A 23,283-nucleotide genomic window follows, 5' to 3' on the forward strand; every position below is an offset into this window, starting at 1 on the left:
CGAACGATCAGGTTTCGGCCGACACCAACTCCATCAGGTGAACTTCTGGCACGTTGTGTGGACGAGTTGATATTTGGGCACATCCTCACTGGTAGGAGGTGCACCCATGACTCGACGGTTGCTCGCGTGCGGACTGCTGGTGCTTGCTGGCGTGACGGCCTGCGGCGACAGAACCTCGGACAACGGCACGCAGACGCTGCCGACCTCCCCGTCGACCCCGTCGTCGACCCCCACCTCCGCGCCCGCGGGCAACTCCGGCGCGGCCACGCCCGCCACCAAGCGGTGCGACTCGTCGGTGTTGAAGGGTCAGGTCGACCCGACCGACGCCGGTGCGGGCAACAGGTACGGCAAGTTCGTCGTGACGAACTCCAGCACGGCGCCGTGCACGTTGAACGGCTACAGCGGTTTCCAGTTGGAGAACGCCTCCGGTGCGGTGCCGACCAAGCTGGAGCGCAAGGCCGACCCCGCTCCCGCCGCGCTGACGCTCGCGCCGGGCGGGAAGGCCTCGGCGAACCTGCACTGGGGTGTCGTGCCGGCGGGCAGCGAACCCGTCGAGGGGCCGTGCCAGCCCGAGCCGTCGAAGGCCGCGGCCATTCCGCCGGACGAGACGGTGCCGCTGACCGTGCCGTGGACGCTCGGACCTGTGTGTTCCGGTGGCCGGATCGAGATCAGCGCGTTTTACGCTTCCTAGATGCCCGCACCTGGATGGCTCGCCGTGTTGCCGCACGGCGAGCGCATCGCCTTTTTGCTGCGCGCCGCCGCTGTTCCGGTCGTGGTGACCGAGGACGTCGAGGCCGCGGTGAAGGCCGCCGAGCTGCCGGTCGTCCTCATTGGACACTTCACCGGCGCGCCCGCCGCGGTTCGGTACGCGCAAACGCATTCCGGGCTCGCCGCGCTGGTGCTGGTGTCGCCCGTGCTCGGCATGTGGGACGGCGCGTCCGACGAGCTGGCCGATCTGATGGACGAGGTCAACTTCGGGCCGGCGCTGGGCGACCTGCCGACGTTGTGGCTGCACGGGTCGCACGACGAGATCGTGCCGATTTCGGACACTCGGGCGGGAACCGACCGGATTCGCGGGTCCGCGTTCGAGGAGCACGTCGTCGACGGACTGCTGACCGACGCCGAGGCCGTCACTCGGGTGCTGGAGTTCGCCCGCCGGGTCGTCTGACACCATTTCGGACGTGGATGACCTCGTGCTGCTGATCACCGTCGTGGTCGAGGCTGCCGACGAGCAACAGGCGCTCGCCGCGTGCGACGCGCTCATCAGCGCTACCGGCGCTCGGGTCGTGGACGCCCGTGACTGCTCCGACGAGGAACCGGGCTGCTGGGCCGTCGTCATCACCCTGCCGAGCCCGGAAAAGGCCACCCACAACGTCTCGGCGGCGCTGGCGCGGGCGGTTCGCTCCTTCGTGCGCGGGCTGGGTGACGGCTTCCCGACGCCCAGGGTGGCCTGCGCGCCCCCGACCGCGTGGACCGTGCTGGACGAGCCCGAACTGATCAGCGGACTGGTGCCGGGTGCCGAGCGCGTTCTGGTGGAGGCGTGGGCCGGAGATGACCCGTTCGGTGCAGGCACTTTGCGTGACAACTCACCCAACAAGCCGTCTTGATTCACCCGGCTGGTCGGCAGATCAACACAACGGGCTGTAGGCGGCATTGTGAGAGTTGCTACACGCGTGCACAAGGGGCCAGCGGCGCGCTCAACTGATCATTAAATCAAGGCCCGTTCGAGTGGATTCAGGCATCCACCCGGTTAGCCGATCTTCGCTCTCAACTGTGAAAATCACGCCACAATCTCTACTGAGGGTGGTTGTACGACCGCCCTGTTCCGGGAGGGTTCGGGAGCCGACATGGCCAGCATCGAAGAGGTCCGTGCCGCAATTGCCCAGGCGATCGACAAGGCGAGCCAAAGCCAGTCGGCCCTCCAACAGGCGGCTGAGCTCGCCGAGGACGCGCAGCAACTGCTGACATCGGTCACGCAGGGCTCTGTGCAGGCGGACGTCGAAACGACGAACGCCCAGTTCGCCCAGGTCGTCTCCGGCGTGAGTGAGCTGCAGAACTACCTCGGGGCGGGCATTTCCGGCGCCGAGGGCATCAACAGCAGGCTTTGATGGCATCCATCGCCGAGGTTCGTGCCGCGCTCGAGCAGGCGAGCGAGATCCTGCGTGAGTCGTACCGGAGTGTGCGGTCCGCGCAGGACGGGCTCGACGAGGCGGTGGCGATCCTCGCCGAGTCGAGCGAGAACCACCACGAGTCGCTGCTTCCACCGGAGTTCGTGCGTGCGAAGGAAAGATTCCCTGATCAGCTGGAACTGATGGTGGGAACCCTAGAGCGCATCCAACGACTCACCGTGGAGCTGTGATGAGCAGGCGCGACGATCGGCGGCGAAGGGTCGAGGAGGCCTTCGCGGAGTTCCAGCGCGCTGTGTCAGCCGCGCTGGGCTCCGTGGCGCGCGAACACCGGGCGCTCGCGGTCGAGCACGCGAAGGACATGTTCGAGTTCACCGTGCGCGGCATGGGCATCGACCGTGCTCTGCAGGACGTCGCGCTGGCCCAGGTGACCCCGTTCCTGACCGTGGACGAGAAGCGGCCGCACAACCCGCGTCAGGCGCCGCTCTCGATGGCCGAGTTCACCGAGCGGCTCGCCCAGATCAAGCACGACTGGCAGCAGTCGTACCACGAGTGGACCACGTCGGGTCCGGACCAGCTGACCGCGCTGGTGAACACGGTCGCGGCCGGCCCCGCGTCGTGGCCGCACGAGTCGTGGCTCGGCACGCCGGGCACGCACGACGGCAGCGAGGGCGTGCCGGAGCTGTGGCGGATCGGCACGGGCGTGGTGACGTCCGCGCCGGAGACCACGCCGTTCCCCGTCGCGGTTCCGTTGCTGGACCAGGCACACCTGCACATCTCGTCCACTTCGGACAGTCGTCAGCTGGCGGACACGCTGGTGGAGAACCTGTTGCTGCGGGTGCTCTCGCACTTCCAGCCGGGTCTCGTGCACGTGCACGTGTGGGACATCGGGCAGCTGACCGGGTCGTTGCCGGGCCTCTATCCGTTGACCCGTGCCGGTTTGCTGACGGTGCACGACCCGGCGCGGCTGCACGAGCTGCTCGATGAGCTGTCCGAGCACATTCGTCAGGTGCACACCAAGGTTCTGGTCGACGGGCACCTGACCGTGCGTTCGGTCAGCGGTGAGGGCCGTCGCACCGAACCGTGGCGGATCGCGGTGCTGTTCGGCAACCGCAAGGCGTTGCGGGAAGAACACCAGCAGCAGCTGCAACGCGTGGCGCGCAACGGTTTGGCGTGTGGCGTGCAGCTGTTCATCGTTGATATTCCGATCACGATCAACTCGCCGGTGGAGACCGTCTCGTTGCGCGGCGACGGCACGGCGTTCTGCACGATGACCGGCAAGCACGTGACGGTGACGCCGGATCCGGCTCTGCCGCGCACTCTCGTGCCGCGCGCTTGTGCCGCCATCGCGGAGAAGCGCGAGGAACGGCGTTCGCGCATGGGCACGTTCGGCGATCTGCTGCCCGAACGGCCGTGGACGGAGAACTCGGCGGCCGGAGTCATCGCGCCCGTTGGGTTCGACGACGGCGAACCGGTCTGCGTGCAGCTCGGCGACACCTCGCCGCACGCGTTGATCGGCGGGCCTTCTGGTTCCGGCAAGACGAACTTCCTGTACGCGATGCTCGGTTCGTTGTGCGCGCGGTACTCGCCATCCGAGCTGGAGCTGTACCTGCTGGACTTCAAGGAAGGCGTGTCGTTCGCGCAGTTCGCGCCGGGCCGCAAGGACCCGTCGTGGCTGCCGCACGCACGCCTCGTCGGCGTGAACGTGAACACCGACCGCGAGTTCGGCGTGGCCCTGCTCCGGTTCCTGTCCGACGAGATGCGCCGGCGCGCGGACGCGGCCAAGCAGCACGAGGTCACCAAGCTGGAGCACCTGCGCGCGGAGGATCCGTCCGGGCGGTGGCCGCGGATCGTCGCGGTGATCGACGAGTTCCAGTACCTCTTCGGCGAGCGCGACCAGGTCACCGCCGCCGCGACGCAGCTGCTGGAGGACGTGGCCCGGCGCGGTCGTTCGCAGGGCATCCACCTCGTGCTGTCGTCGCAGGACGTCTCGGGCATCGAGGGGTTCTGGGGCAAGTCGGCGATCTTCGAGCAGTTCACCGTCCGGATCGCGCTGCCCAAGGCGCGCCGGGTGCTGGCAGAGCCGGCGAACGACGCCGCGGTGGAGCTGCCGCGCTGGCACGCGGTGATCAACCACGAGTCGGGTGTGAAGCCCGGCAACGAGATCTGCCGCATCCCGGACTCGACGTCCAAGGGCACCATGGACTTCCTGCAGAACGAGCTGTGGCGCCGCGAACCCGGCCAGGCGCCCGGCCTGTTCGACGGCAGCAAGATCCCGTTCCTGGACGCCCTGCCGGACTTCCTCGATCTGCGGCCGGGCGACGCATCACCTACCGTTCTTCTAGGACAGGTCATCGACGTCGCGGGCAGCGCGGCCCGCGTGCGTTTCGCCCGGACCCCGGGCCGCAACATCGCGGTGATCGGCTCCGTGGTCCAGGACGCGGCCGCAGTGCTCGGCGGAGCGGCCGCGTCGCTGGGCAGGCAGCACGAGCCGCACGAGGCGGCCTTCACGCTGGCCTGCCTGGTCGACGAGGTGATGCCGTCGGCGTTGCATCTGGCAAAACGCCTGAGCGCCGACGGTCATGATGCTTCGGTGATCGGCATCGACGGCATCCGCGAGCTGCTGGACCGCACCGCGGCCCGGTTGCAGTCGCTGAACACGGGCACGTCCGACACCCCGCCGTCGCCGCACTACCTGGTGCTGTACGGCGTGGACGCCGCACAGACGTTGCTGGAGCAGAAGGACCCGACCACGCGGATGTCCGGTGTGGACAGCCTGCGGACGGTGCTCAAGCACGGCCCGGAGAACCGCACGCACGTACTGGGCTGGTGGCGCGGCGTGCAGAGGCTCAAGGCGAGCCTCCCGCCTGGCGTCTACGACGACATCGGCGCCTGGGTGGCGTTCGACGTCCAGGGCAAGGAACTGCTGTCGCTCGGACCGGAGCAGGTGATGGCGTGGTCACCGAGGCCCCGCCGCGGCCTGTTCTTCGACAGGTTCGAGCACTCGCGACCGCAAGTGATCATCCCGTTCGACACTGGAGAAGCGTCATGAACCCGATGATGACGACGATGTTCGAGCCGGTGCCCGCGCAGCGCCAGAGCGAGGAGGTGATCGAGGTGCCCGCCCCTGCTGAGACCCTGTCAGCGGTCGAGCGCTACAAGGAGATCATCGCCATCGCCACGGACGCCGCGGCCCGCCAGCGCAAGCTGGACGAGGTGCGCTGCACCGAGCTCGCCGAGCGGATCGCGTCGGCCCAGCACCGGATCGCGGAGGTGCGCGATCGCGAGCGGGTCGTGCGGATGGGCGCCGCGCTGCACTGGGAGCAGGCCGTCGAGCAGCTGTGGAACGAGCGCTGGCTGCAGATGGTCACGTTCCCGGCACCGGACGAGTCCGTGCCGCCGCGTCCGCAGGGTGAGTACAACCACGCGATGGACCTGGCGTACCAGGCGCTGGAGGACTCGCTGGCCAAGCGAACCCTGTTGCGCCGCAAGCAGAAGGACTGAGTGCGCCGGTTACGCACCACGGCCGAGTTGCTGGACGCCTGCTCCGACCCTCTGGTCAGGTGGGCGTCCCAGGCGTTGTCGGCCGATGGTGCAGCCTGGGAGCACCGGGGCGCCGTCGCCGTGCACGCCCCGTTGCTGACCCGCCGCCGTCGCCTGGTGCTCTCTGGACCGGCGGAGGGCGTGGCCTCGCTGTTAGCCGCGCACGGCCGTGGCGTGTCACTGCGACCGTTGATGTCGCGGTCGCTCGCACATGAGGTCGCAGGGCTGATGCCCACGCCGTGGGTGGAAGACAAGCCGTTCGGGTGGATGGACCGCTCCGGTTCGTTGCCGCTGCCCGACGACGTGTCGTGGTTGTCCAGGGTGGATGACGTCACGCCGTTGCTCGAAGCGGCGAATCCGGCGTCATGGGCGTGGCCGGGTGAAACAGGCGTGCTCCGCTGGGCGGGCGTGCACGTGGGCGACAAACTGGTGGCCACCGCCGCCGAAGCCTGGTCGTCTGCGGACGTCGGCTTCATGATGGGCGTGGCGGTGCATCCGTCGTGTGTCGGCCAGGGCCTGGGCCTGCGCGTCTGCCAGTTCGTCGCGTCCTCTCTCTTGTCGCTCTACGGCACGTGCGCGCTGTTCGTGGAGAACTACAACGCCCCGGCCATCGCCCTGTACCGCAAGCTCGGCTTTGCCTACCGAGACATCACGACCCTTCTTCCTGCGGGCTAGCTCACATTCCGGAACAGTCGTCTCGTACGCACTGTTGAACCGGATAACTGATCCGCAAAACTTGGATGGAGATGGTTCGACCATGACCAGCACCGCACTCGAGGTCCGGCTCGCGTCCCGCCCCACCGGCTGGCCGACCGACGACAACTTCGAGATCGCCGAGGTCGAGGTCCCGACGCCGGGCGAAGGCCAGATCCTGGTGCGCAACGTGGTCATGAGCGTCGACCCGTACATGCGCGGCCGGATGAACGACGTCAAGTCGTACGTGCCGCCGTTCCAGGTCGGTGCCCCGCTCGAGGGCGGCGCGGTGGGCGAGGTCGTGGCCGTGGGCGCGAACGTCACCACCCTCGCGGTCGGCGACAACGTCCTGCACGGCCTGGGCTGGCGCGAGTACGCCGTGCTCCCCGCCGCGCACTCGGTGAAGGTCGACCCGAACGTCGCTCCCCTCTCCGCCTACCTGGGCGTCCTGGGCATGCCCGGCATGACCGCCTACGCCGGCCTCCTCGTCACCGCCGAGTTCAAGGAGGGTGACGTCGTCTTCGTCTCCGGCGCGGCAGGCGCCGTCGGCCAGCTGGTGGGCCAGATCGCCCGGCTGAAGGGCGCTTCCCGCGTCATCGGCTCCGCCGGTTCCGCCGAGAAGGTCAAGTACCTGGTCGAGGAGCTCGGCTTCGACGCCGCGTTCAACTACAAGGAGGGCCCGGTGGCCGAGCAGCTCGCCGCCGCCGCGCCCAACGGCATCGACGTCTACTTCGACAACGTCGGTGGCGAGCACCTCGAGGCCGCCATCGAGAACCTGAACCAGAACGGCCGCATCACGATGTGCGGCGCCATCTCGCAGTACAACGAGTCCGAGAAGCCCGCGGGCCCGAGCAACATGATCCAGATCCTGGCCAAGCGCCTGACCCTGCGCGGCATGCTGGTGGGCGACCACAAGGCCCTGCAGCCGCAGTTCGTGGCCGAGGTCGGCGCCTGGATCGCCTCCGGTGAGCTCAAGTACAGCGAGACCGTCGTCGAGGGCGGCGTCCGCCAGGCCCCGGCCGCGTTCCTGGGCATGCTGCGCGGCGACAACACCGGCAAGATGCTCGTCAAGTTCTGATTTCCGAGTGCACGCGGGGGCCCCGCGTTTCCCAGAAGGAAACGCGGGGTCCCCGCGTGCCTTTCAGAGCAGTTTGCCGGGGTTGAGGATGCCGGTCGGGTCCAGGCGGTCCTTCACGGCACGCAGCACGTCGACGCCGATCGGCCCGATCTCCTTCTCCAGCCAGGGTTGGTGGTCACGGCCGACGGCGTGGTGGTGGGTGATCGTGCCGAGCCGGGAGATGGCGTCCGAGGCGGCGACCTTGGCCCGTTCCCACTGGCCCACCGGATCTTCGAGGTCCCGCGGCACCAGCACCGTGAAGTACAGCGAAGCGCCGGTTTCGTACGCGTGCGAGATGTGGCACATCACCACGGGATTCCCCAGCTCCGCGGTCAACGCGTCCTTCACCGCCTCGCGCAGTTCCGAGACCCGAGACCAGTGTGTGGCGGTCTCCAGCGTCTCGACGCACACCCCCGCGTCCAGCAACGCATCCCGCTGCCGAGGCCCGTTGAACCGCCCGTGCAGCCAGGAGGCCCCCATGGCCCGGCCCAGCCGCACGACCTTCTTGCCGCTCAACGCGCTCATGGTCGCGGACCGCGATCGGCACTCCCAGCCGAGGATCACCAGGCAGGGCTGCTTGACCCCGCGGAACCGCAGGTACTTCTTCAACGTGGAAGCCTTGGCGCCGGCCAGTTCCAGCGCGACCTCGGTTTCGTCCTCATCGGACAGACGAGTGATGTCGGCCAGCACCCCGTCCTGAGCCAACGACCGCACGAGGTCGGACCCGGCCTCCCAGCCGTCGACGACGAAGCCCTCGTACCGAGGCCCGTAAGGCTTGGGCCGCACGCGCACGGACACCTCGGTGATCACCCCGAAGAGTCCCTCACTGCCGAGCACCAACTGCTTCAGGTCTGGTCCAGCCGCGGAAGCGGGCGCAGTCCCCACCACCCACTCGCCAACCGGGGTGGCGACCCGCACCGACTCGACCATGTCCTCGAAACGGCCGTAGCCGGAGGAAGCCTGACCGGCCGAGCGGGTGGCCGCGAACCCACCGATCGTGGCCCGCTCGAACGACTGCGGCACATGACCGAGCGTGAACCCGTGCTCCCCCAACAACCTCTCGGCCTCGGGCCCGGTCACTCCCGCCTGCAGCACGGCCACCCGAGACACCGGGTCGACGGAAACCAGCGACCCGAGCCCGGCCAGATCCAACGCCACCACAGCGGACTTCGTGCCACGCAGGGCCTCGACCCCGCCCACCACGGACGTGCCTCCACCGAACGGCACCACGGCGATGTCGTACTCGACGCAAACCTGCAGCACCTCGACCACCTCGGCAGGCGAGGCGGGTTGAACCACGGCATCCGGCACGGCCGGAGTTCCATGGCCGCGGTGGCGCAACAGGTCCAGGTAGGACAGGCCGCCGGAGCGGGCCAGCCGGTCGGAGTCGTCCACGCTGATCGTGCTCACGGCCTCCAGCGCCGTGAAGGCATCAGCCGACAACGCCGAGTCGGGCGCCGGCATCGGCTCCTCGACGAACGGCTTCCCCAGCCCGACGCGCTGACTGAGCCAAGCCAGCGCGTGCGGCGGCAGCGGCACGGTTTCGGTGGTCCATCTCGCCCTGGTCACTGCTACAGTGTTACACATGACGTCTCAACGTCACACCCACGACGCGCTGCTCGACGCCACCCGTGAGTGTGTTCTCGAGGTCGGCGTACGCCGGACGACCCTGACCGACGTGGCGAAACGCGCCAACGTGAGCCGCATGACGCTGTACCGGCGCTATCCCGACGTCGACCATCTCGTGCGGGCGTTGATGACGCGCGAGTTCGCCGCGCTGCTCGAAGAGGCCGACCGGTCCAGCGGGCAGGGCAACGCGCGCGAGCAGCTCGTGAGCGGGGCCAAGGACGCCATCCGGCTGTTGTCGAACAACCCGATCATGCAGCGGGTGCTCCAGCTCGACGCCGACCTCATGCTGCCCTACCTCACCGATCGGCTCGGCAGCACGCAGCGGCTGGTCGAGCAGTTCCTCATCGGACAGATCGAAGCCGGCCACGTCGACGGGTCCATCCGGTTCGGCGACGCCAAGACGCAGGCACGCGTGGTGCTGCTGACCACGCAGTCGATGGTGCTCTCCGCCAAGCCCGCCACGTCAGGACTCGACTTCGCCGCACTGCTGGACGAGCTCGGCAAGCAACTGGACGGGGCGCTGAAGCCGTGAACACCTCCCTGAACGCCATCAGGCGCGCGCAGGACCTCGAAGCAGCACAACAGGAAGTCGCCGACGTGCTGGTGATCGGCGGCGGGGTCACCGGCACGGGCGTCGCGCTCGACGCGGCGTCGCGTGGCCTCCGGACCGTGCTGCTGGAGGCGCACGACCTGGCGTTCGGGACGTCGCGGTGGTCCAGCAAGCTCGTCCACGGCGGCCTGCGCTACCTGGCCAAGGGCGACGTGAAGCTCGCCCACGAGAGCGCGGTCGAGCGCGGCATCCTGATGACCAGGACGGCGCCGCACCTCACCCGCACGCTGCCGATGCTGTTCCCGTTGCACGCGGGCGCGAACCACTTCGTGATGGCCGGGCTCAAGGCGGGCAACGCCCTGCGCATCGCCGCCGGCACGCCCGCCAGCGTGCTGCCCAGGCCGCGCCGCGTGCCCAAGCAGGAGGCGTTGGCACTGGTTCCGGGCCTGAGCCCCGACCGGCTCACCGGCGGACTCCTCAACTACGACGGCCAGCTGGTCGACGACGCCCGTCTCGTGGTGGCCCTCGCACGCACCGCCGCCGGCTACGGCGCCCGCATCATCACGCGGGCGAAAGTCGTTGTGCTGCAAGGTGATGGCGCCGAGGTGCAGGACACCCTCACCGGCACCACGTACACCGTCAGGGCCAAAGCGGTGATCAACGCGACCGGTGTCTGGGCCGGCACGCTGGCACCGGTCCAGCTCCGGCCGTCCCGCGGCTCACACCTGGTGGTGGACGCGAAAGCCGTTGGCCTCTGCGAAACCGCGCTCACGATCCCGGTGCCCGGTGAGCGCAACCGCTACGCACTCCTGCTGCCCCAGACGAACGGCCGCGCGTACCTCGGTCTCACCGACGAGCCGGTCGACGAGATCCCGGACGTGCCGGTGGTGCCGGAGTCCGATGTGGACTTCCTGCTCAGGACGGCTTCCGGGGTCCTGCAACGGGAACTGACGAGAGCGGACGTCATCGGCAGCTACGCCGGTCTGCGTCCACTGCTCGAAGCAGAAGGCCAGACCGCGGACCTGTCCCGTCACCACGCCGTGCTCACCGCTCCGAACGGCGTGATCACGATCGTCGGCGGCAAGCTCACCACCTACCGCAAGATGGCGGCGGACGCGGTGAACGCGACTAACCTGACGCAGATCCCGTGTCGCACCAAGGACATCCGGCTGGTCGACGACAGGCCGCAGCCGACCACACCGATCGCGCCGGGCGTCACCGAGGCCGACGTCGTCCACGCGATCAACCACGAGGGCGCGCTGGACGTCGACGACGTTCTCGACCGGCGCACTCGCATCGGCCTGGTGCCGGCGGACCGGGAGAAGGCCGCGCCGGAGATCGCCAAACTCCTCGCCGCCGTCTGAAAGCGTCTGCAAGTACCACCAACCACCCGGCTGGTAGTACTTGCAGACGCCCCGACCCACAGCACGAGAAACGGGGCGCCCCGTGAGGGACGCCCCGTTTCTCAGCGCAAGATCAACTGGTGCAGGAGTGCGAGGTCACTCGCCGATGACCGGCTTCGCGGCCTTGGGCGGGTCGACCAGGGCCTCGCCCTCGATCCGCACCTTCCGCTTGTGCTCGCTGTTGCCGCCCTGCTGACCGCCGGCACCGGCGCCCATCGGAGCGCCACCCATCATGCCGCCGCCCGCACCACCGGAGCCGCCACCGCCAGGTCCGTGCGGAACGCCACCAGCGGCCGCCGCGGCGCCACCGCCGCCGCCCGCCGCCATGACACCGGCCGCACCGCCGAACTGCGTGGCCGAGGTACCGCCGGCACCACCGCCACCGGCCGGGCCGCCGCCGAAGCCGGGAGGCATGCCGCCACCGCCACCGCCGCCCATGCCCTTCGGGATGCCACCGCCACCGCCACCACCGCCGCCGCCACCGGCCGCCGTGGTCGTGCCGTGGTCCACCGGCGTGAAGGCCGGGCGGTCCACAGGCGTAAAGGTCGGGTGGTCGACCGGCGTGATCGCCGGGCGGTACCAGTCGGTGTTCGGCGCGGTGGGCGTCGTCCCGAACGTCGGAGGCCGGGTCGCGCCGCCACCGGCGGGCGCGGTCGTGTCCGGCTCCCAGTGACCGGGAACCCAACGGCCCTGCCCGCTGCCGGGAGCACCGGGGTTGCCCACGCCGCCAGCGCCACCGCCCGCGCCACCACCGGGCAGGTGGTGGCCGGCGTCGGTGTGGCCGGGAGGGAACGTTCCGGGCGGCCTGCCGCCGGGGTAGCTGCCCGGCTGACCGGGCAGCGGCTGGAACGGCCGCACCTGGCCGCCGGCACCCGCTCCGGCGTTCCATCCGGCCGGGGCACCGACCGGGTTGCCACCGGCGACCGGCTGGAACGGGGTGACCTGGGGGCCCGCGCCCGACTGACCGAGACCGCTGCTGCCGGGAACGCCACCGACGCCGCTCGTGTACGTGCCGCCCGCACCGCTGGACGCGCGGTCCTGCTGGTCGGCGCGGATGCCGTCGAAGCCGCCCTGGGTCTGCCGGGTGATGCCGCCGGCACCGCCCCCGCCGCCCTTCTGCGCCATCGAGGAGATCGCGTCGATGACCTGCTCGGCGACCTTGGCGATCTGCGAGACGGACTTGATCAGGTTCATCAGCTTCTGCACGGAGCCGACGAGCTTCTGCAGGAAGTCGGAGAGCTTCTTCGCGTAGTTGACCGCGGTCGTGACGATGTCGGCGATCGCGCCCGCGATGGCCGCGCCGAACGTCAGGAACGACGCCGCCAGCCACTGGATGATCTTCATGACCATGTCGGACACGGCCTGGCTGATCAGGTCCATGATCATCTTGCGGACGGTGCCGACGAGCTCGCCGGCGCCCTTGACCGCGCCGGCGATGCCCTCGACCGACTTGGCGAGGGTCTCCAGGCCACCGGCGTGCTTCTTGGCCGCGGCGCGGTACCCGTCCGCCGCACGGCCCTGCCACTCGCGGGTCTGCGAGACGCAGATCTTCTCGTACTCGCGCGCGATGTCGTGGACCTGCTTGCCCGCGCTCTTGAACGACTCCGACATCTTGGCGATCGACTCGGGACTGCCGAGCAGGACGTCGAACGGCTCGCGCAGGAAGTCGACGTGCTGGATGGCCCAGCTGAAGCCGGCGGAGAGGAAGCCGCTCAGCGGGTTCGACGCCATGCCGACGATGCCCATGGCCGAGTCCGCGATGCCGAGGCCCGCGTTGACCCAGTCGCCGCGCTCGATGGCGGAGTAGGTGTTCGAGATGGAGCTGATCAGCTGCTGCGGGTCGGTGCCCTTGGCCTGCGACGCTGGGGCGTTCATCCCCGGCCTCCCTTGAAGCCGAACATGTTGTCGAGGTCGACCTGCTCGTACTGCTCGATGGTCTCCTTGAGACCGGTGCCCATGTCCATCAGCGAGTTCGCGGCCTTGCCGAGCATGTCCTGCGACAGGCCGGCCCGCTCGAGGACGTTCTGGGCCAGGAACCCGAGGAAGACGCCGAACGCCTCGGTGGTGAGCGCACCGGGATCGCACGTCTCGGTGGCCTTGCGCATCCGTTCCATGAGCCTGTCCACGCTCTTGGCGTGGTTTCTCAGCTCATCGAGATCGATGTTGAAGTGTGCTGACTGCATCGCCTACCCCCTCCTCCTGCACTCAGGCCATGACGTCGGGCGGGTTGGTGAAGTACTCGTCGTCGGGCCGCGTGTCCTTGCGCTCCAACTCCGACTTCGGTTCTTCCTCATCGGTTCCGTCGCCCGCGTATCCGTTCGGCATCTGCGCCTTCACGAACTCGAGAGCGGGGCTGTCTCCGACGAAGTCCGTCATGATCTGCACGACCCGGCCGGACGCGTCCCGCTGGGCCTTCGCCGAGGCCGTGAGCACCGCGGAGGCGATCTCGCTGGGGTCCATGCCGCGGGCTTCCGGCTTGATCTGCAGATCGGTCAGCACCCCTGTGGCGTTGACAGTCACCGTGATCAGGCCGTCCGGGGAGCTGGCGCTCCCGCCCACACCACCGAGCTGGTCGCGGGCCTGCTCAGCGTGCTGCTTCGCCTGCTCGATCTTGGCCCCGTACTGCGCGAGCCACTGATCGGGGTCAATGGGCTGCATGGTCACCCCCGTTGAGTGAATTGGTCGTTCGTTCGATTCGCCGTAGACGCCCGTATCGTTTCACTCGTTCCCTGCTCACCGATACTTTGAGTCCGATTACCGCCATCCGGGCTAACGAAGGGGTGCACCGTGCCTGAGGGAGTGCTGGAGATCGACCGGATCTCCAAGCGCTACGGAGAGGTCGTCGCCCTGCGGGACATGTCTTTCGACGTGCGTGCGGGCGAGCTCTTCGGTTTCGTCGGCAGCAATGGCGCCGGGAAGACCACGACCATGCGCATCGCGCTGGGAGTGCTCGCGGCCGACTCCGGCGAGGTGCGGTGGAACGGAAGAACCGTCGACCTCGACACGCGCCGCCGAATCGGCTACATGCCGGAGGAACGCGGCCTCTACCCGCGGATGAAGGTGCTCGACCAGCTCGTCTACCTGGCCGAGCTGCACGGCATGGGCACCAACGAGGCACACACGAGCGCGGAGAACTGGATCGCGCGCCTCGGGTTGCGCGACCGCCGCGCGGACGAGGTGCAGCGGCTGAGCCTCGGCAACCAGCAACGCGTCCAGCTGGCCGCCGCGCTGGTGCACGAGCCGGACGTGCTGGTGCTCGACGAACCGTTCTCCGGCCTGGACCCCGTCGCGGTGGACGTGATGAGCCAGGTGCTGCGCGAGAAAGCGTCCTCCGGGGTGCCCGTCGTGTTCTCCAGTCACCAGCTCGACCTGGTGGAACGGCTGTGCGACCGGGTCGGCATCGTGAGTGCCGGCTCGATGGTCGCCGTAGGCACGGTCGACGAACTCCGCTCCGGCGGGGTGTCCCGGCTTGTCGTTGAGTCGCCAACCACCGACTGGACTGCCACCCTTGGTGGAGTGCGGGTGATCGAGAAGAACGGAACGCGTTGCGTGCTCGAGCTCGCCGACGGCGTGGACGACCAGTCCGTGCTGCAGGCCGCGCTCTCCGCGGGTCCCGTGCACGAGTTCTCCCGGCAGCGGCCCTCGCTGACCGAGCTGTTCCGCAACGTGGTGACCACCGAGGCGAGGATCGCATGACGTCGGCCCGAGCGGTCTCGTTGGTGGCAAGGCGCGAGTTCGTCACGAAGGTGCGCACCAGGTCGTTCCTGATCGGCACGGCGGTGATCATCGCCGTGCTCGCCGGGTACGTGGTGCTGCAGTCGTTCCTGTTCAGCGACCAGCAGCGCAGTGTCGTCGGGCTCTCCGGACAGGCGACGCAGCTCGCGGATCCGTTGCGGGAGAAGGCGAGGTCGTTCGGCATCGACGTCGAGACGCGCGACGTCACGTCGACGGGCGACGCCGAGCAGCAGGTCCGCGACGGCAAGCTGGACGCGCTGGTCACCGGCGCGCCGCCGTCGTTGAAGATGATCGTCAAGGGCTCCGGCAACGACGTGCTCACAACCGCGCTGAACGACGTCCTGCGCCAGCAGGTGCTGGTCGCGCAGCTCGCCGAGGCCGGCATCACCCCGCAGCAGGTCGCGCAGAACCTGGCGAACGTCAAGGTGGGCGTGACGGCGCTGGAACCCGTTGACCCGCAACAAGGTCAGCGTCTCGCCATCGGGTTGATAGTGGCCGCGCTGCTGTACTACTCGCTGCTGGTCTACGGCACGATGGTCGCCCAGGGCGTGGTCGAGGAGAAGTCCAGCCGGGTCGTCGAGATCCTGCTCGCGACCGTGCGGCCGTGGCAGTTGTTGCTGGGCAAGGTGATCGGGCTCGGTGCGGTCGGTCTGCTGCAGTTACTCGTGATCTCCACGGTCGGTCTCGGGCTCTCGTCGGCGTTCGACGTGGTCGACGTCGGCGCCCTCGGCGGGACGGCCCTGCTGACCGGCGTCCTGTGGTATCTGCTGGGATTCTTCTTGTACGCCACGGTGTTCGCGGCGGCCGCGTCACTGGTGTCACGGCAGGAGGAACTGCAGTCGGTGCTGACGCCGATCAGCATGACGATCATCGTGGCGTTCGTGGCCGGCATCAACCTGATGATCAGCAGCCCGTCCGGTCCCACGGTCACCGTCCTGTCGCTGCTGCCGCCGTTCGCCCCGATCCTGATGCCGGGCCGGATGGCGATGGGCGTGGCGACACCGTGGCAGGTGGTCCTGGCGATCGTGCTCGCGCTGGCGGCCATCGCGGCGATCACCTGGCTGGGCGGCAAGGTCTACGCGAACGCCGTGCTGCGGACGGGCGCTCGCGTCAAGCTCCGCGAAGCCCTCAGGCTTTGATGGCCTGGTAGCGGTCGAGCGCGACCTGGCGTTCGACCGCGTGGTCCACGATCGGCTCGATGTCGAGGGAGTCCGGCGCGTACCTGCGGACGTACGCGCCGTCCGGGTCGAACTTCCTGGCCTGCGTGGTCGGGTTGAAGACGCGGAAGAACGGCGCGGCGTCCGTGCCGCAGCCGGCGACCCACTGCCAGTTGTGCTGGTTCGAGGCGATGTCACCGTCGATCAGGTGCTTCATGAAGTGCCGCGCGCCCCACCACCACGGCAGATGCAGGTCCTTGACCAGGAAGCTCGCCACGATCATGCGCACCCGGTTGTGCATGAAGCCTTCCCGCAACAGCTGGCGCATCCCGGCGTCGACGATCGGATAACCGGTGCGGCCCTGCGTCCAGGCCTCGAACAACTCCACGTCGTTGTCGTGCTTCATCCGGTCGAACTTGCGGTCGTAGTTCTCGCGCGCGGTCTCCGGCCTGTGCCACAACACATCGGCGTAGAACTCGCGCCAGGCCAGCTCGCTGCGGAACGCGCCGTCGCAGTCCTGCAGCAACGTCCTGGGGTGCAGCACGCCCCACCGCAGGAAGGCGGACAGGCGGCTGGTGGCGTCCAGGTCCGGCCGATCGCGGGTCCCGTCGTAGTCCTCCAGCCGTTCGTCGCGGAACTCCTCCCACAGCTTCAGCCCGTCCGGCAGTTGTTCTTTGATTTTGCGAAGTTCGACGCTGTGGTCCGGTTTGATCCAGTCCAGAGTGGACGCGTCGGTGTCCGCGGGCTTGCGCCAGCCGTGGTCCAGCCAGGCGTTGCGGAACGGCGTGAAGACCTTGAACGGCGTGCCGTCCTGCTTGCGCACCCGGCCCGGCGTCACGGCGTACGGCGAGCCGGAACGGACGAGTTCGGTGTCCCCCAATGCTTCCTCGACGGCCTCGTCCCTGCGCCGCCCGTACGGCGCGCAGTCCGCGGAGATGTGGACGCTCTGCGCGCCGATCTCCTTCGCGACCCGCGGAACCACCTCGACCGGGTCGCCGTGCACGACCATCAACCGGCCGCCGAGATCATCGTTCAGCGCGTGCAAACACCGGTGCAGGAAATCGATTCGCGGCTGCCCGGACGGTTTCAGCAACCTGTCGTCGAGAACGAATAGCGCGAGCGCGCGAGGCGACCTTTCCGCGGCGGCAAGAATCGCGGGATGATCGGATGTCCGCAAATCTCGGCGGAACCAGACGAGCGATGGAGAACTCACCGCTCGACGCTAAAACGAACGGGGCGCGCCTGCATGACAGGCGCGCCCCGCACGGGTGAAGCGTGAAGATCAGCGGTTCTCCATCGCGATGAAGTCGCGCTCGGTCGGGCCGGTGTAGATCTGCCGCGGGCGGCCGATCTTGGTGGCCGGGTCGTTGATCATCTCGCGCCAGTGCGCGATCCAGCCGGGGAGCCGGCCGAGCGCGAACAGCACGGTGAAGAACTTGGTCGGGAAGCCCATCGCCCGGTAGATCAGACCCGTGTAGAAGTCCACGTTCGGGTAGAGCTTGCGGGAGATGAAGTACTCGTCGCTCAGGGCGGCCTCTTCCAGCTGCTTCGCGATGTCGAGCAGCTGGTCGTCGGCGCCGAGCTTGCCGAGGATCTCGTCGGCCGTCTTCTTGATGATCGCGGCACGCGGGTCGTAGTTCTTGTAGACCCGGTGGCCGAAGCCCATCAGGCGGACGCCGTCCTCCTTGTTCTTCACCTTGTTCACGAACGCCTTGACGTCGCCGCCGTCGTTCTTGATCTTCTCGAGCATCTCCAGCACCGCGCTGTTCGCGCCGCCGTGCAGCGGGCCGAACAGGGCGTTGATGCCGGCGGAGATGGACGCGAAGAGGTTCGCCTCGGACGAGCCGACCAGGCGCACGGTCGACGTGGAGCAGTTCTGCTCGTGGTCGGCGTGCAGGATGAACAGCAGGTCGAGCGCGCGGACCAGGTCCGGGTCGAGGTCGTAGGCCTCGGCCGGGAAGCCGAAGGTCATCCGCAGGAAGTTCTCCACCAGGCCAAGCGAGTTGTCCGGGTAGAGGAACGGCTGGCCGATCGACTTCTTGTACGCGTAGGCCGCGATGGTCGGCAGCTTGGCGAGAAGGCGGATCGTGGAGATCTCCACCTGGTTCGCGTCGAACGGCGACAGCGAGTCCTGGTAGAAGGTCGACAGCGCGGAGACCGCGGAGGACAGCACCGGCATCGGGTGCGCGTCACGCGGGAAGCCGTCGAAGAAGCGCTTGAGGTCCTCGTGCAGCAGCGTGTGCCTGCTGATCTTCTGCGAGAAGTCCTCGAGCTGGGCCGCGGTCGGCAGCTCGCCGTAGATGAGGAGGTAGCTGACCTCCGCGAAGTTCGAACGCGCGGCCAGTTGCTCGATCGGATACCCGCGGTAACGCAGAATTCCGGCGTCACCGTCGATGTAGGTGATCTCGGAGGAGCAGGAGGCCGTGTTGACGAAACCGGTGTCCAGGGTTACCAGACCGGTGGTCGACAACAGCTTGCCGAGATCGATGCCGGACGCGCCTTCGGACGCCGGCACCACCTTCATCTCGAGCTCTGCGTCCCCGTGGCGCAGCGCGACGGTCTGTGGGTCGGTCGGCGCAGTCGTCGCGTCGGGCATTCAAGTCCCTCTCAACGCTCGGACGGGGTGGCGGCAGCCCGCGCGGACTGCCGTCGTCTCGGACCACCCCGTTGGGATCTGAGTCTTCAAGTTCACTCACGCTAGTCGGCGGAAGGCCCGCCTCGCAGCAGCGGTGTGAACCGATTCTGTGAGATGGGACCGGCATCACATCCGTAATGCCAGTTTCTAGCGCGGCTACCCCACGGTAGTCCGATCCCCGGCTTTATCCACCCAACGCGGCGGTGAGTTCGCTCGCAAAAGGCGGTTCGGCACCGGCGCGCGAACATGTGATCGCGGCGGCGGCACCGGCATAGGCCAATGCGCCGGCCCATTCATCGTTCGTGAGTGACCGCAGCTTCTCCACGCTCAACGCGTCGTGGTCGTGCAGCCACGCGAGCAGGGCACCTTGCACCGTGTCGCCGGCCCCGATCGTGTCGACCACGTCCACCCGCACGGGCGGCACGTCGACCTGACCCGTGGCGGTGATCACCGACAGCCCCTCGCCACCCTTGGTGAGCACGACGGCGGCCGGTCCCTGTGAAATCCACGTCCTTGCGATCTCGATCACGTCGCTGTCTTCTGCGAGCCACTGCGCGTCCTCGATCGACACCTTCAGCAGCCCGACATCCGGCAGCCACGACCGGAACCTCTTGCGGTAGGCGCCCGGATCGTCGATCAACCCTGCCCGGATGTTGGGGTCGAGCGCGGTGAGCAAGCGCTTGCTCTCGCGCCGCAGCACCGTCTCGTAGACGGACGCGCCGGGCTCCAGCACCAACGACAACGTGCCGAACGACACGGCTTTCGCGTCCGCGGGCAGCGGTCCGGGGTCGTCGACGAGCCGGTCGGCCGTGCCGTCGACGTAGAACGCGTAGCGCGCACTGCCGTCCTCGGCGAGCCCGACGACGGCGAGCGTGGTGTTCTCCGGTCCACGCTGAACCAGACCGGTCTCCACGTTCGACGCGTGCAGCCGTTTGATCAGCTGCTCCCCGAAGTGGTCGGTCGACACCCGCGACAGGAAGCTCGTCGGCACGTCCAGGCGTCCGAGCGCGACGGCGACGTTGTACGGCCCGCCACCGAGCTTCGGCGCGAGCGGCGTGAGCTCGTCGTCCCCCACCGGCACCATGTCGACCAGTGCCTCACCAGCAACCACGATCACTGCGTTCTACTCCTTCTGGGAGGCCCCGTTGCGCTGCAGCCCATCCAACAACAGTTCACCCAACGCGGTGAACGCCTCAGCGTCCGAAACACCTGCCCGTTTCGTGAGGACACCCGTCTGGATGCCCTCGATGAGCAACCCGGCCATCTCGGCGAACAACGTCGCGTGCACCTCCCGGAACACGTGCCGCTCGACACCGTCCTGGATGAACGCCTTGATGCGCTCGGCCGCAGCGCGCGCGTTGCGTTCGTAGGTGGCCCGCGTGGGCGGGAAGTCCGAGACGTCCGCGATGAACGCCGCCGAGGCCTTGTTGAGCTCCTCCGCGGCCCCCGCGAGGTAGCTGCCGATGCGTTTGCGCACGTCGTTGAGGCCCGCGATGCGCTTCTCGATGCGCTCGGCGGCCCCCTTGAAGTACCGGCCGACGACCCTGACCGCCAGCTGTTCCTTGCTGCCGGCGAGCGCGTACAGCGTCGATTTCGAGCAGTGCAACCTGCCCGCGATGTCATCCAGCGTGAGATGACCGAAGCCCTCGGTGAGGAAGAGAGCTTCCAACCGGGTGAGCAGCTCGGCCTGCCGCTGCGTGAGAGCCCGCGTCATGAGTGACGACCCTGCCACACTCACTGGCAACTGTACTGACGTACGTCCTACAGTACAGCTACCAGTACATACCGGAGGTCGACGATGCCCGCCGAGCGGCTGCTCCCCACGCAAGAGGCCGAGGACCTGATCGCGCTGGTCAAGGAGATCGCGCGGGACGAGCTGAAGCCGCACGCCGCGGACGCCGAGGAGAACGAGAAGTTCCCCCGCGACGCGTTCCGCCTGCTGGGCAGGTCAGGCCTGCTGGGCCTGCCGTACCCGGAGGAGTTCGGCGGCGGCGAACAGCCCTACGAGGTCTACCTCCAGGCCCTCGAAGAGGTCGCCTCCGCGTGGATGACGGTCGCCGTAGGCCTGTCCGTGCACGTGATGTCCTGCTACGGCCTAGCCACCTTCGGCACCCGCGAACAGCAGGACCGCTGGCTCCCCGAGATGCTCGAAGGCGAACTGCTCGGCGGCTACGCCCTGTCCGAGGTCCAGGCGGGCTCCGACCCGGCCGCCATGTCGACCAGGGCCGTCCGCAAGGGCTCCGAGTACGTCGTGAACGGCACCAAGGCGTGGATCACCCACGCCGGCGCCGCCGACTTCTACACGCTCATGGCCCGAACGTCCCCCGACGCGGGCCGCGGCATCTCCTGCTTCCTGGCTCCAGGCGAGGCCGAAGGCATCACCGCCGCCACCCCAGAACGCAAGATGGGCCTCACCGGCTCGATCACCGCGCAACTGTCGTTCGACGACGTCCACTTCGACGCCGACCGCCTGATCGGCAACGAAGGCGACGGCCTCAAGATCGCACTGTCCGCTTTGGACTCCGGCCGCCTCGGCATCGCCGCCTGCGCCGTGGGCCTCGCCCAAGCAGCCCTGGACGAAGCCGTCGCCTACGCCAAAACCCGAACCCAGTTCGGCCGCCCGATCATCGAGTTCCAGGGCCTCGAATTCCTGCTGGCGGACATGGCCGCAGCAGTGGAGTCCGCCCGCGCCACCTACCTGCAAGCAGCCCGCAGGCGCGACCGAGGCCTCCCGTTCCGCCAGCAGGCGTCGATCGCCAAACTGGTCGCCACCGACGCCGCGATGAAGGTGACGACCGACGCCGTCCAAGTGCTCGGCGGCGCCGGTTACACCCGCGACTTCCCGGTGGAGCGCTACATGCGCGAGGCCAAGGTCCTGCAGATCTTCGAAGGCACCAACCAGATCCAGCGCCTGGTGATCGGCCGAGGCCTCCGCTAACCCTCGCGGTAGAAGGGGTCGGCCACGACCCCTTCGCCCTTGGCCTCGTCCCACGCGTAAACCTCGCGCCCCTCCACGTACACGTGCAGGGCCCGGCTCATCACGTCCAACGGATCCCCGGACCAGATCACCACATCTCCATCGAGCCCGGGCTTCAACGCACCAACCCGGTCGTCCAGCCCCATGATCCGAGCCGGGTTCGTCGTGATCGTCCGCAACGCGGTGTCGCTGTCCAGCCCTTCCTTGACCGCCAACGTCGCCTGGTGCACCAGGAAGTGAATCGGCACCACAGGATGGTCCGTGGTGATCGCCAGCTCCACCCCGGCCCGCGCCAAGATCCCAGGGTTCCGCAACCCCCGGTTCCGCAACTCCACTTTGGACCGAGTGGTGAACAACGGCCCGATGATCACCGGAATCTGCTTGTCCGCAATGACATCCGCGATCAGATGCCCCTCGGTGCCGTGGTTGAGGATCAGCTTGTACCCGAACTCCTCAGACAGCCGAATGGCCGTGGCGATGTCATCCGCCCGGTGCGCGTGCTGACACCACGGCAACTCACCACTGACAACCTTGCCCAGGATCTCCAGCGTGTTGTTGCGCTCGAAGGCCTTCCCATCAGCCTCAGCTTCAGCCTTCTTCGCCAGGTAGTCCTGCGCCTTGGTCAACTCGTCCCGGATGACCGCCGCAACCCCCTGCCGAGTGGACGGCAGCTTCCCCTTGTCCCCGTAAACCCGCTTGGGGTTCTCCCCCAACGCACTCTTGACGCTGACCGGCTCCCTGACGAGCATCTCGTCAACCGTCCGCCCCCAACACTTGACGGCAACGGTCTGCCCACCAATCGGGTTCCCGGACCCAGGCTTGATCACCGCCGTGGTAACCCCACCACTGAGCGCATCGGCGAACCCGAGGTCAGCGGGGTTGATGGCGTCCAACGCCCGCATCCGCGCGCCGACCGGGTCGGTCATCTCGTTGGTGTCCTGCCCGGCCCACCCCTCGGCCTCCTCGTGGACACCGATGTGCCCGTGCGCCTCGACGAAGCCGGGCAGCACCCAGGCCCCGTCGGCGTCGACGACCTCAATCCCGTCCGGAATGTCGACGTCAGCACCAACAGCGACGATCTTCCCGTCCTGAATCAACACAGTGCCGCCCTCGACAGGCTCCCCGTCGACGGGCACGACGTAGCCACCGGTGATCGCGATGTTCATGGTTAGCAACGCTAACGGTTGGCTCGGCCGTCGGCCAGCCCGAGATCTGGCGACGCGGTTACTCCGAGCCCAGCGGCCGAATCCCCCACCGGGCACCCCAGGACTCCCCCGGCGCGACCCAGATCAGGTCGACCCCTGAGTTCAACGCGTCCGGCGGACAGGTCATCGGCTCGATCGCCACCGCGCGCCCCCGATCGGGGTACGAGTCCGGCGTGTAGACCTGCACCCACTTGAAGTCCGGATCCGCCCAGACTTCGACGCCGCCGTCCTCGGAGGCGAGCGAGTGGTGCACCAATCCGTCCTGCGACGGCTCACACCCCCCGAACGGCGTGTCCAGGCGAACGCCGGACAACTCCCGCCCGCCCCGGAAGGTCCCCTCCACCGGCACGGCCGCCCCCGAAGGGACCATCCGCTCGGTGTCCAACGGCAGCACGGTCGTGGCCGCCAACGTCAAAACGCAGGAGTCGGTAGGAGCATGACCGGCCCGCGGATAGGGATGCGTCCCCACCCCGAACGGCGTGGCCAGGTCGCCGACGTTCGTGACCCCGTGCG

The 23,283-nt window shown here is 68.4% G+C and carries 24 protein-coding genes; 14 read left to right on the forward strand and 10 right to left on the reverse strand.

Annotation, left to right across the window (positions count from 1 at the left end):
- Window positions 1-106: 106 nt before the first annotated feature.
- The 9 genes from B0F77_RS29530 (at window position 107) to B0F77_RS29570 (ending at window position 7,440) form a co-directional block, all read left to right on the forward strand.
- Window positions 107-691 (forward strand): DUF4232 domain-containing protein, encoded by a 585-nt coding sequence (locus tag B0F77_RS29530; RefSeq protein ID WP_086666267.1) that lies wholly within the window; start codon window positions 107-109, stop codon window positions 689-691.
- Entirely contained in the window at window positions 692-1,168 is a 477-nt protein-coding gene (locus B0F77_RS29535; protein ID WP_086666268.1) for an alpha/beta hydrolase, read from the forward strand.
- Between the two features lie 13 nt (window positions 1,169-1,181).
- Window positions 1,182-1,607: a hypothetical protein gene (locus B0F77_RS29540; RefSeq protein WP_086666269.1), complete on the forward strand. Its 426-nt coding sequence runs from the start codon at window positions 1,182-1,184 to the stop codon at window positions 1,605-1,607.
- 240 nt (window positions 1,608-1,847) lie between these two features.
- A complete protein-coding gene (locus tag B0F77_RS29545) occupies window positions 1,848-2,108 on the forward strand; it encodes a hypothetical protein (RefSeq protein ID WP_030467713.1) in 261 nt (86 codons plus the stop codon).
- Window positions 2,108-2,359 carry a hypothetical protein gene (locus tag B0F77_RS29550; RefSeq protein WP_045311821.1) on the forward strand — a complete coding sequence of 84 codons (252 nt, stop codon included), beginning with the start codon at window positions 2,108-2,110 and terminating at the stop codon, window positions 2,357-2,359. Before B0F77_RS29545 ends, B0F77_RS29550 begins: the two co-directional genes overlap by 1 nt.
- Entirely contained in the window at window positions 2,359-5,178 is a 2,820-nt protein-coding gene (locus B0F77_RS29555) for an FtsK/SpoIIIE domain-containing protein (protein ID WP_086666270.1), read from the forward strand. The genes B0F77_RS29550 and B0F77_RS29555 overlap by 1 nt, the downstream gene beginning before the upstream one ends.
- Window positions 5,175-5,630, forward strand: coding sequence for a hypothetical protein (locus B0F77_RS29560; RefSeq protein WP_086666271.1), 456 nt, complete (start codon window positions 5,175-5,177; stop codon window positions 5,628-5,630). Before B0F77_RS29555 ends, B0F77_RS29560 begins: the two co-directional genes overlap by 4 nt.
- Window positions 5,631-6,344, forward strand: a complete 714-nt coding sequence (locus B0F77_RS29565; protein WP_086666272.1) for a GNAT family N-acetyltransferase — start codon at window positions 5,631-5,633, stop codon at window positions 6,342-6,344.
- A gap of 82 nt (window positions 6,345-6,426) precedes the next feature.
- A complete protein-coding gene (locus B0F77_RS29570; RefSeq protein ID WP_086666273.1) occupies window positions 6,427-7,440 on the forward strand; it encodes an NADP-dependent oxidoreductase in 1,014 nt (337 codons plus the stop codon).
- 63 nt (window positions 7,441-7,503) lie between these two features.
- Here B0F77_RS29570 and B0F77_RS29575 read toward each other — a convergent pair whose 3' ends face one another.
- Window positions 7,504-9,066, reverse strand: coding sequence for an FAD-binding oxidoreductase (locus B0F77_RS29575; RefSeq protein WP_086666274.1), 1,563 nt, complete (start codon window positions 9,064-9,066; stop codon window positions 7,504-7,506).
- Here B0F77_RS29575 and B0F77_RS29580 point away from each other — a divergent pair.
- Together B0F77_RS29580 and B0F77_RS29585 are read left to right on the forward strand one after the other, a co-directional pair.
- Window positions 9,065-9,640 carry a TetR/AcrR family transcriptional regulator gene (locus B0F77_RS29580; RefSeq protein WP_086666275.1) on the forward strand — a complete coding sequence of 192 codons (576 nt, stop codon included), beginning with the start codon at window positions 9,065-9,067 and terminating at the stop codon, window positions 9,638-9,640. The genes B0F77_RS29575 and B0F77_RS29580 overlap by 2 nt on opposite strands.
- Window positions 9,637-11,022, forward strand: a complete 1,386-nt coding sequence (locus B0F77_RS29585; protein WP_086666276.1) for a glycerol-3-phosphate dehydrogenase/oxidase — start codon at window positions 9,637-9,639, stop codon at window positions 11,020-11,022. Before B0F77_RS29580 ends, B0F77_RS29585 begins: the two co-directional genes overlap by 4 nt.
- 135 nt (window positions 11,023-11,157) lie before the next feature.
- Here the strand turns inward: B0F77_RS29585 and B0F77_RS49195 are convergent, their stop codons facing one another.
- The 3 genes from B0F77_RS49195 to B0F77_RS29600 are packed head-to-tail and all read right to left on the reverse strand — an operon-like array spanning window position 11,158 to window position 13,719.
- Entirely contained in the window at window positions 11,158-12,936 is a 1,779-nt protein-coding gene (locus B0F77_RS49195; protein ID WP_086666277.1) for a WXG100 family type VII secretion target, read from the reverse strand.
- Complete coding sequence (locus B0F77_RS29595) at window positions 12,933-13,244, reverse strand: hypothetical protein (protein WP_086666278.1); 312 nt, start codon at window positions 13,242-13,244, stop codon at window positions 12,933-12,935. The genes B0F77_RS49195 and B0F77_RS29595 overlap by 4 nt, the downstream gene beginning before the upstream one ends.
- Window positions 13,245-13,266: 22 nt before the next feature.
- Window positions 13,267-13,719 (reverse strand): YbaB/EbfC family nucleoid-associated protein, encoded by a 453-nt coding sequence (locus tag B0F77_RS29600; protein WP_086666297.1) that lies wholly within the window; start codon window positions 13,717-13,719, stop codon window positions 13,267-13,269.
- 129 nt (window positions 13,720-13,848) lie between these two features.
- Between B0F77_RS29600 and B0F77_RS29605 the strand changes: the two genes are divergently transcribed.
- Both B0F77_RS29605 and B0F77_RS29610 read left to right on the forward strand, forming a co-directional pair.
- Window positions 13,849-14,757, forward strand: a complete 909-nt coding sequence (locus B0F77_RS29605; protein WP_086666279.1) for an ABC transporter ATP-binding protein — start codon at window positions 13,849-13,851, stop codon at window positions 14,755-14,757.
- Complete coding sequence (locus tag B0F77_RS29610; RefSeq protein WP_086666280.1) at window positions 14,754-15,935, forward strand: ABC transporter permease; 1,182 nt, start codon at window positions 14,754-14,756, stop codon at window positions 15,933-15,935. Before B0F77_RS29605 ends, B0F77_RS29610 begins: the two co-directional genes overlap by 4 nt.
- Here B0F77_RS29610 and B0F77_RS29615 read toward each other — a convergent pair.
- The 4 genes from B0F77_RS29615 to B0F77_RS29630 form a co-directional block, all read right to left on the reverse strand.
- Window positions 15,925-17,130 carry a cryptochrome/photolyase family protein gene (locus B0F77_RS29615; RefSeq protein WP_425435743.1) on the reverse strand — a complete coding sequence of 402 codons (1,206 nt, stop codon included), beginning with the start codon at window positions 17,128-17,130 and terminating at the stop codon, window positions 15,925-15,927. The genes B0F77_RS29610 and B0F77_RS29615 overlap by 11 nt on opposite strands.
- 105 nt (window positions 17,131-17,235) lie before the next feature.
- Window positions 17,236-18,549, reverse strand: coding sequence for a citrate synthase (locus tag B0F77_RS29620; protein ID WP_086666282.1), 1,314 nt, complete (start codon window positions 18,547-18,549; stop codon window positions 17,236-17,238).
- A gap of 223 nt (window positions 18,550-18,772) precedes the next feature.
- Complete coding sequence (locus tag B0F77_RS29625) at window positions 18,773-19,705, reverse strand: carbohydrate kinase family protein (RefSeq protein WP_086666283.1); 933 nt, start codon at window positions 19,703-19,705, stop codon at window positions 18,773-18,775.
- Window positions 19,706-19,711: 6 nt separating this feature from the next.
- The gene (locus tag B0F77_RS29630; RefSeq protein ID WP_086666284.1) at window positions 19,712-20,302 is read right to left on the reverse strand and encodes a TetR/AcrR family transcriptional regulator; all 591 of its coding nucleotides are present in this window, start codon (window positions 20,300-20,302) and stop codon (window positions 19,712-19,714) included.
- 84 nt (window positions 20,303-20,386) lie between these two features.
- On the opposite strand from B0F77_RS29630, the gene B0F77_RS29635 reads away from it, so the two are divergent.
- The gene (locus B0F77_RS29635; RefSeq protein WP_086666285.1) at window positions 20,387-21,526 is read left to right on the forward strand and encodes an acyl-CoA dehydrogenase family protein; all 1,140 of its coding nucleotides are present in this window, start codon (window positions 20,387-20,389) and stop codon (window positions 21,524-21,526) included.
- On the opposite strand, the gene B0F77_RS29640 is transcribed toward B0F77_RS29635, so the two are convergent.
- Together B0F77_RS29640 and B0F77_RS29645 are read right to left on the reverse strand one after the other, a co-directional pair.
- Window positions 21,523-22,731 carry an amidohydrolase gene (locus B0F77_RS29640; RefSeq protein WP_086666286.1) on the reverse strand — a complete coding sequence of 403 codons (1,209 nt, stop codon included), beginning with the start codon at window positions 22,729-22,731 and terminating at the stop codon, window positions 21,523-21,525. The genes B0F77_RS29635 and B0F77_RS29640 overlap by 4 nt on opposite strands.
- Before the next feature lie 58 nt (window positions 22,732-22,789).
- On the reverse strand, window positions 22,790-23,283 hold a 494-nt coding region (locus B0F77_RS29645), incomplete at its 5' end, for an aldose epimerase family protein (protein WP_483868451.1).

The sequence above is a fragment of the Lentzea kentuckyensis genome, from assembly GCF_002150765.1.
GTDB classification, from domain to species: Bacteria; Actinomycetota; Actinomycetes; order Mycobacteriales; family Pseudonocardiaceae; genus Lentzea; species Lentzea kentuckyensis.

What these genes read in the sequence shown, in the direction of transcription:
- B0F77_RS29620 (WP_086666282.1), bottom strand. Translation starts at nt 18,549, where the DNA reads ATGCCCGACGCGACGACTGCGCCGACCGACCCACAGACCGTCGCGCTG.
- B0F77_RS29555 (WP_086666270.1), top strand. Translation starts at nt 2,359, where the DNA reads ATGAGCAGGCGCGACGATCGGCGGCGAAGGGTCGAGGAGGCCTTCGCG.
- B0F77_RS29580 (WP_086666275.1), top strand. Translation starts at nt 9,065, where the DNA reads ATGACGTCTCAACGTCACACCCACGACGCGCTGCTCGACGCCACCCGT.
- B0F77_RS49195 (WP_086666277.1), bottom strand. Translation starts at nt 12,936, where the DNA reads ATGAACGCCCCAGCGTCGCAGGCCAAGGGCACCGACCCGCAGCAGCTG.
- B0F77_RS29545 (WP_030467713.1), top strand. Translation starts at nt 1,848, where the DNA reads ATGGCCAGCATCGAAGAGGTCCGTGCCGCAATTGCCCAGGCGATCGAC.
- B0F77_RS29530 (WP_086666267.1), top strand. Translation starts at nt 107, where the DNA reads ATGACTCGACGGTTGCTCGCGTGCGGACTGCTGGTGCTTGCTGGCGTG.
- B0F77_RS29570 (WP_086666273.1), top strand. Translation starts at nt 6,427, where the DNA reads ATGACCAGCACCGCACTCGAGGTCCGGCTCGCGTCCCGCCCCACCGGC.
- B0F77_RS29630 (WP_086666284.1), bottom strand. Translation starts at nt 20,302, where the DNA reads ATGACGCGGGCTCTCACGCAGCGGCAGGCCGAGCTGCTCACCCGGTTG.
- B0F77_RS29635 (WP_086666285.1), top strand. Translation starts at nt 20,387, where the DNA reads ATGCCCGCCGAGCGGCTGCTCCCCACGCAAGAGGCCGAGGACCTGATC.
- B0F77_RS29535 (WP_086666268.1), top strand. Translation starts at nt 692, where the DNA reads ATGCCCGCACCTGGATGGCTCGCCGTGTTGCCGCACGGCGAGCGCATC.
- B0F77_RS29560 (WP_086666271.1), top strand. Translation starts at nt 5,175, where the DNA reads ATGAACCCGATGATGACGACGATGTTCGAGCCGGTGCCCGCGCAGCGC.
- B0F77_RS29595 (WP_086666278.1), bottom strand. Translation starts at nt 13,244, where the DNA reads ATGCAGTCAGCACACTTCAACATCGATCTCGATGAGCTGAGAAACCAC.
- B0F77_RS29610 (WP_086666280.1), top strand. Translation starts at nt 14,754, where the DNA reads ATGACGTCGGCCCGAGCGGTCTCGTTGGTGGCAAGGCGCGAGTTCGTC.
- B0F77_RS29575 (WP_086666274.1), bottom strand. Translation starts at nt 9,066, where the DNA reads ATGTGTAACACTGTAGCAGTGACCAGGGCGAGATGGACCACCGAAACC.
- B0F77_RS29550 (WP_045311821.1), top strand. Translation starts at nt 2,108, where the DNA reads ATGGCATCCATCGCCGAGGTTCGTGCCGCGCTCGAGCAGGCGAGCGAG.
- B0F77_RS29640 (WP_086666286.1), bottom strand. Translation starts at nt 22,731, where the DNA reads ATGAACATCGCGATCACCGGTGGCTACGTCGTGCCCGTCGACGGGGAG.
- B0F77_RS29600 (WP_086666297.1), bottom strand. Translation starts at nt 13,719, where the DNA reads ATGCAGCCCATTGACCCCGATCAGTGGCTCGCGCAGTACGGGGCCAAG.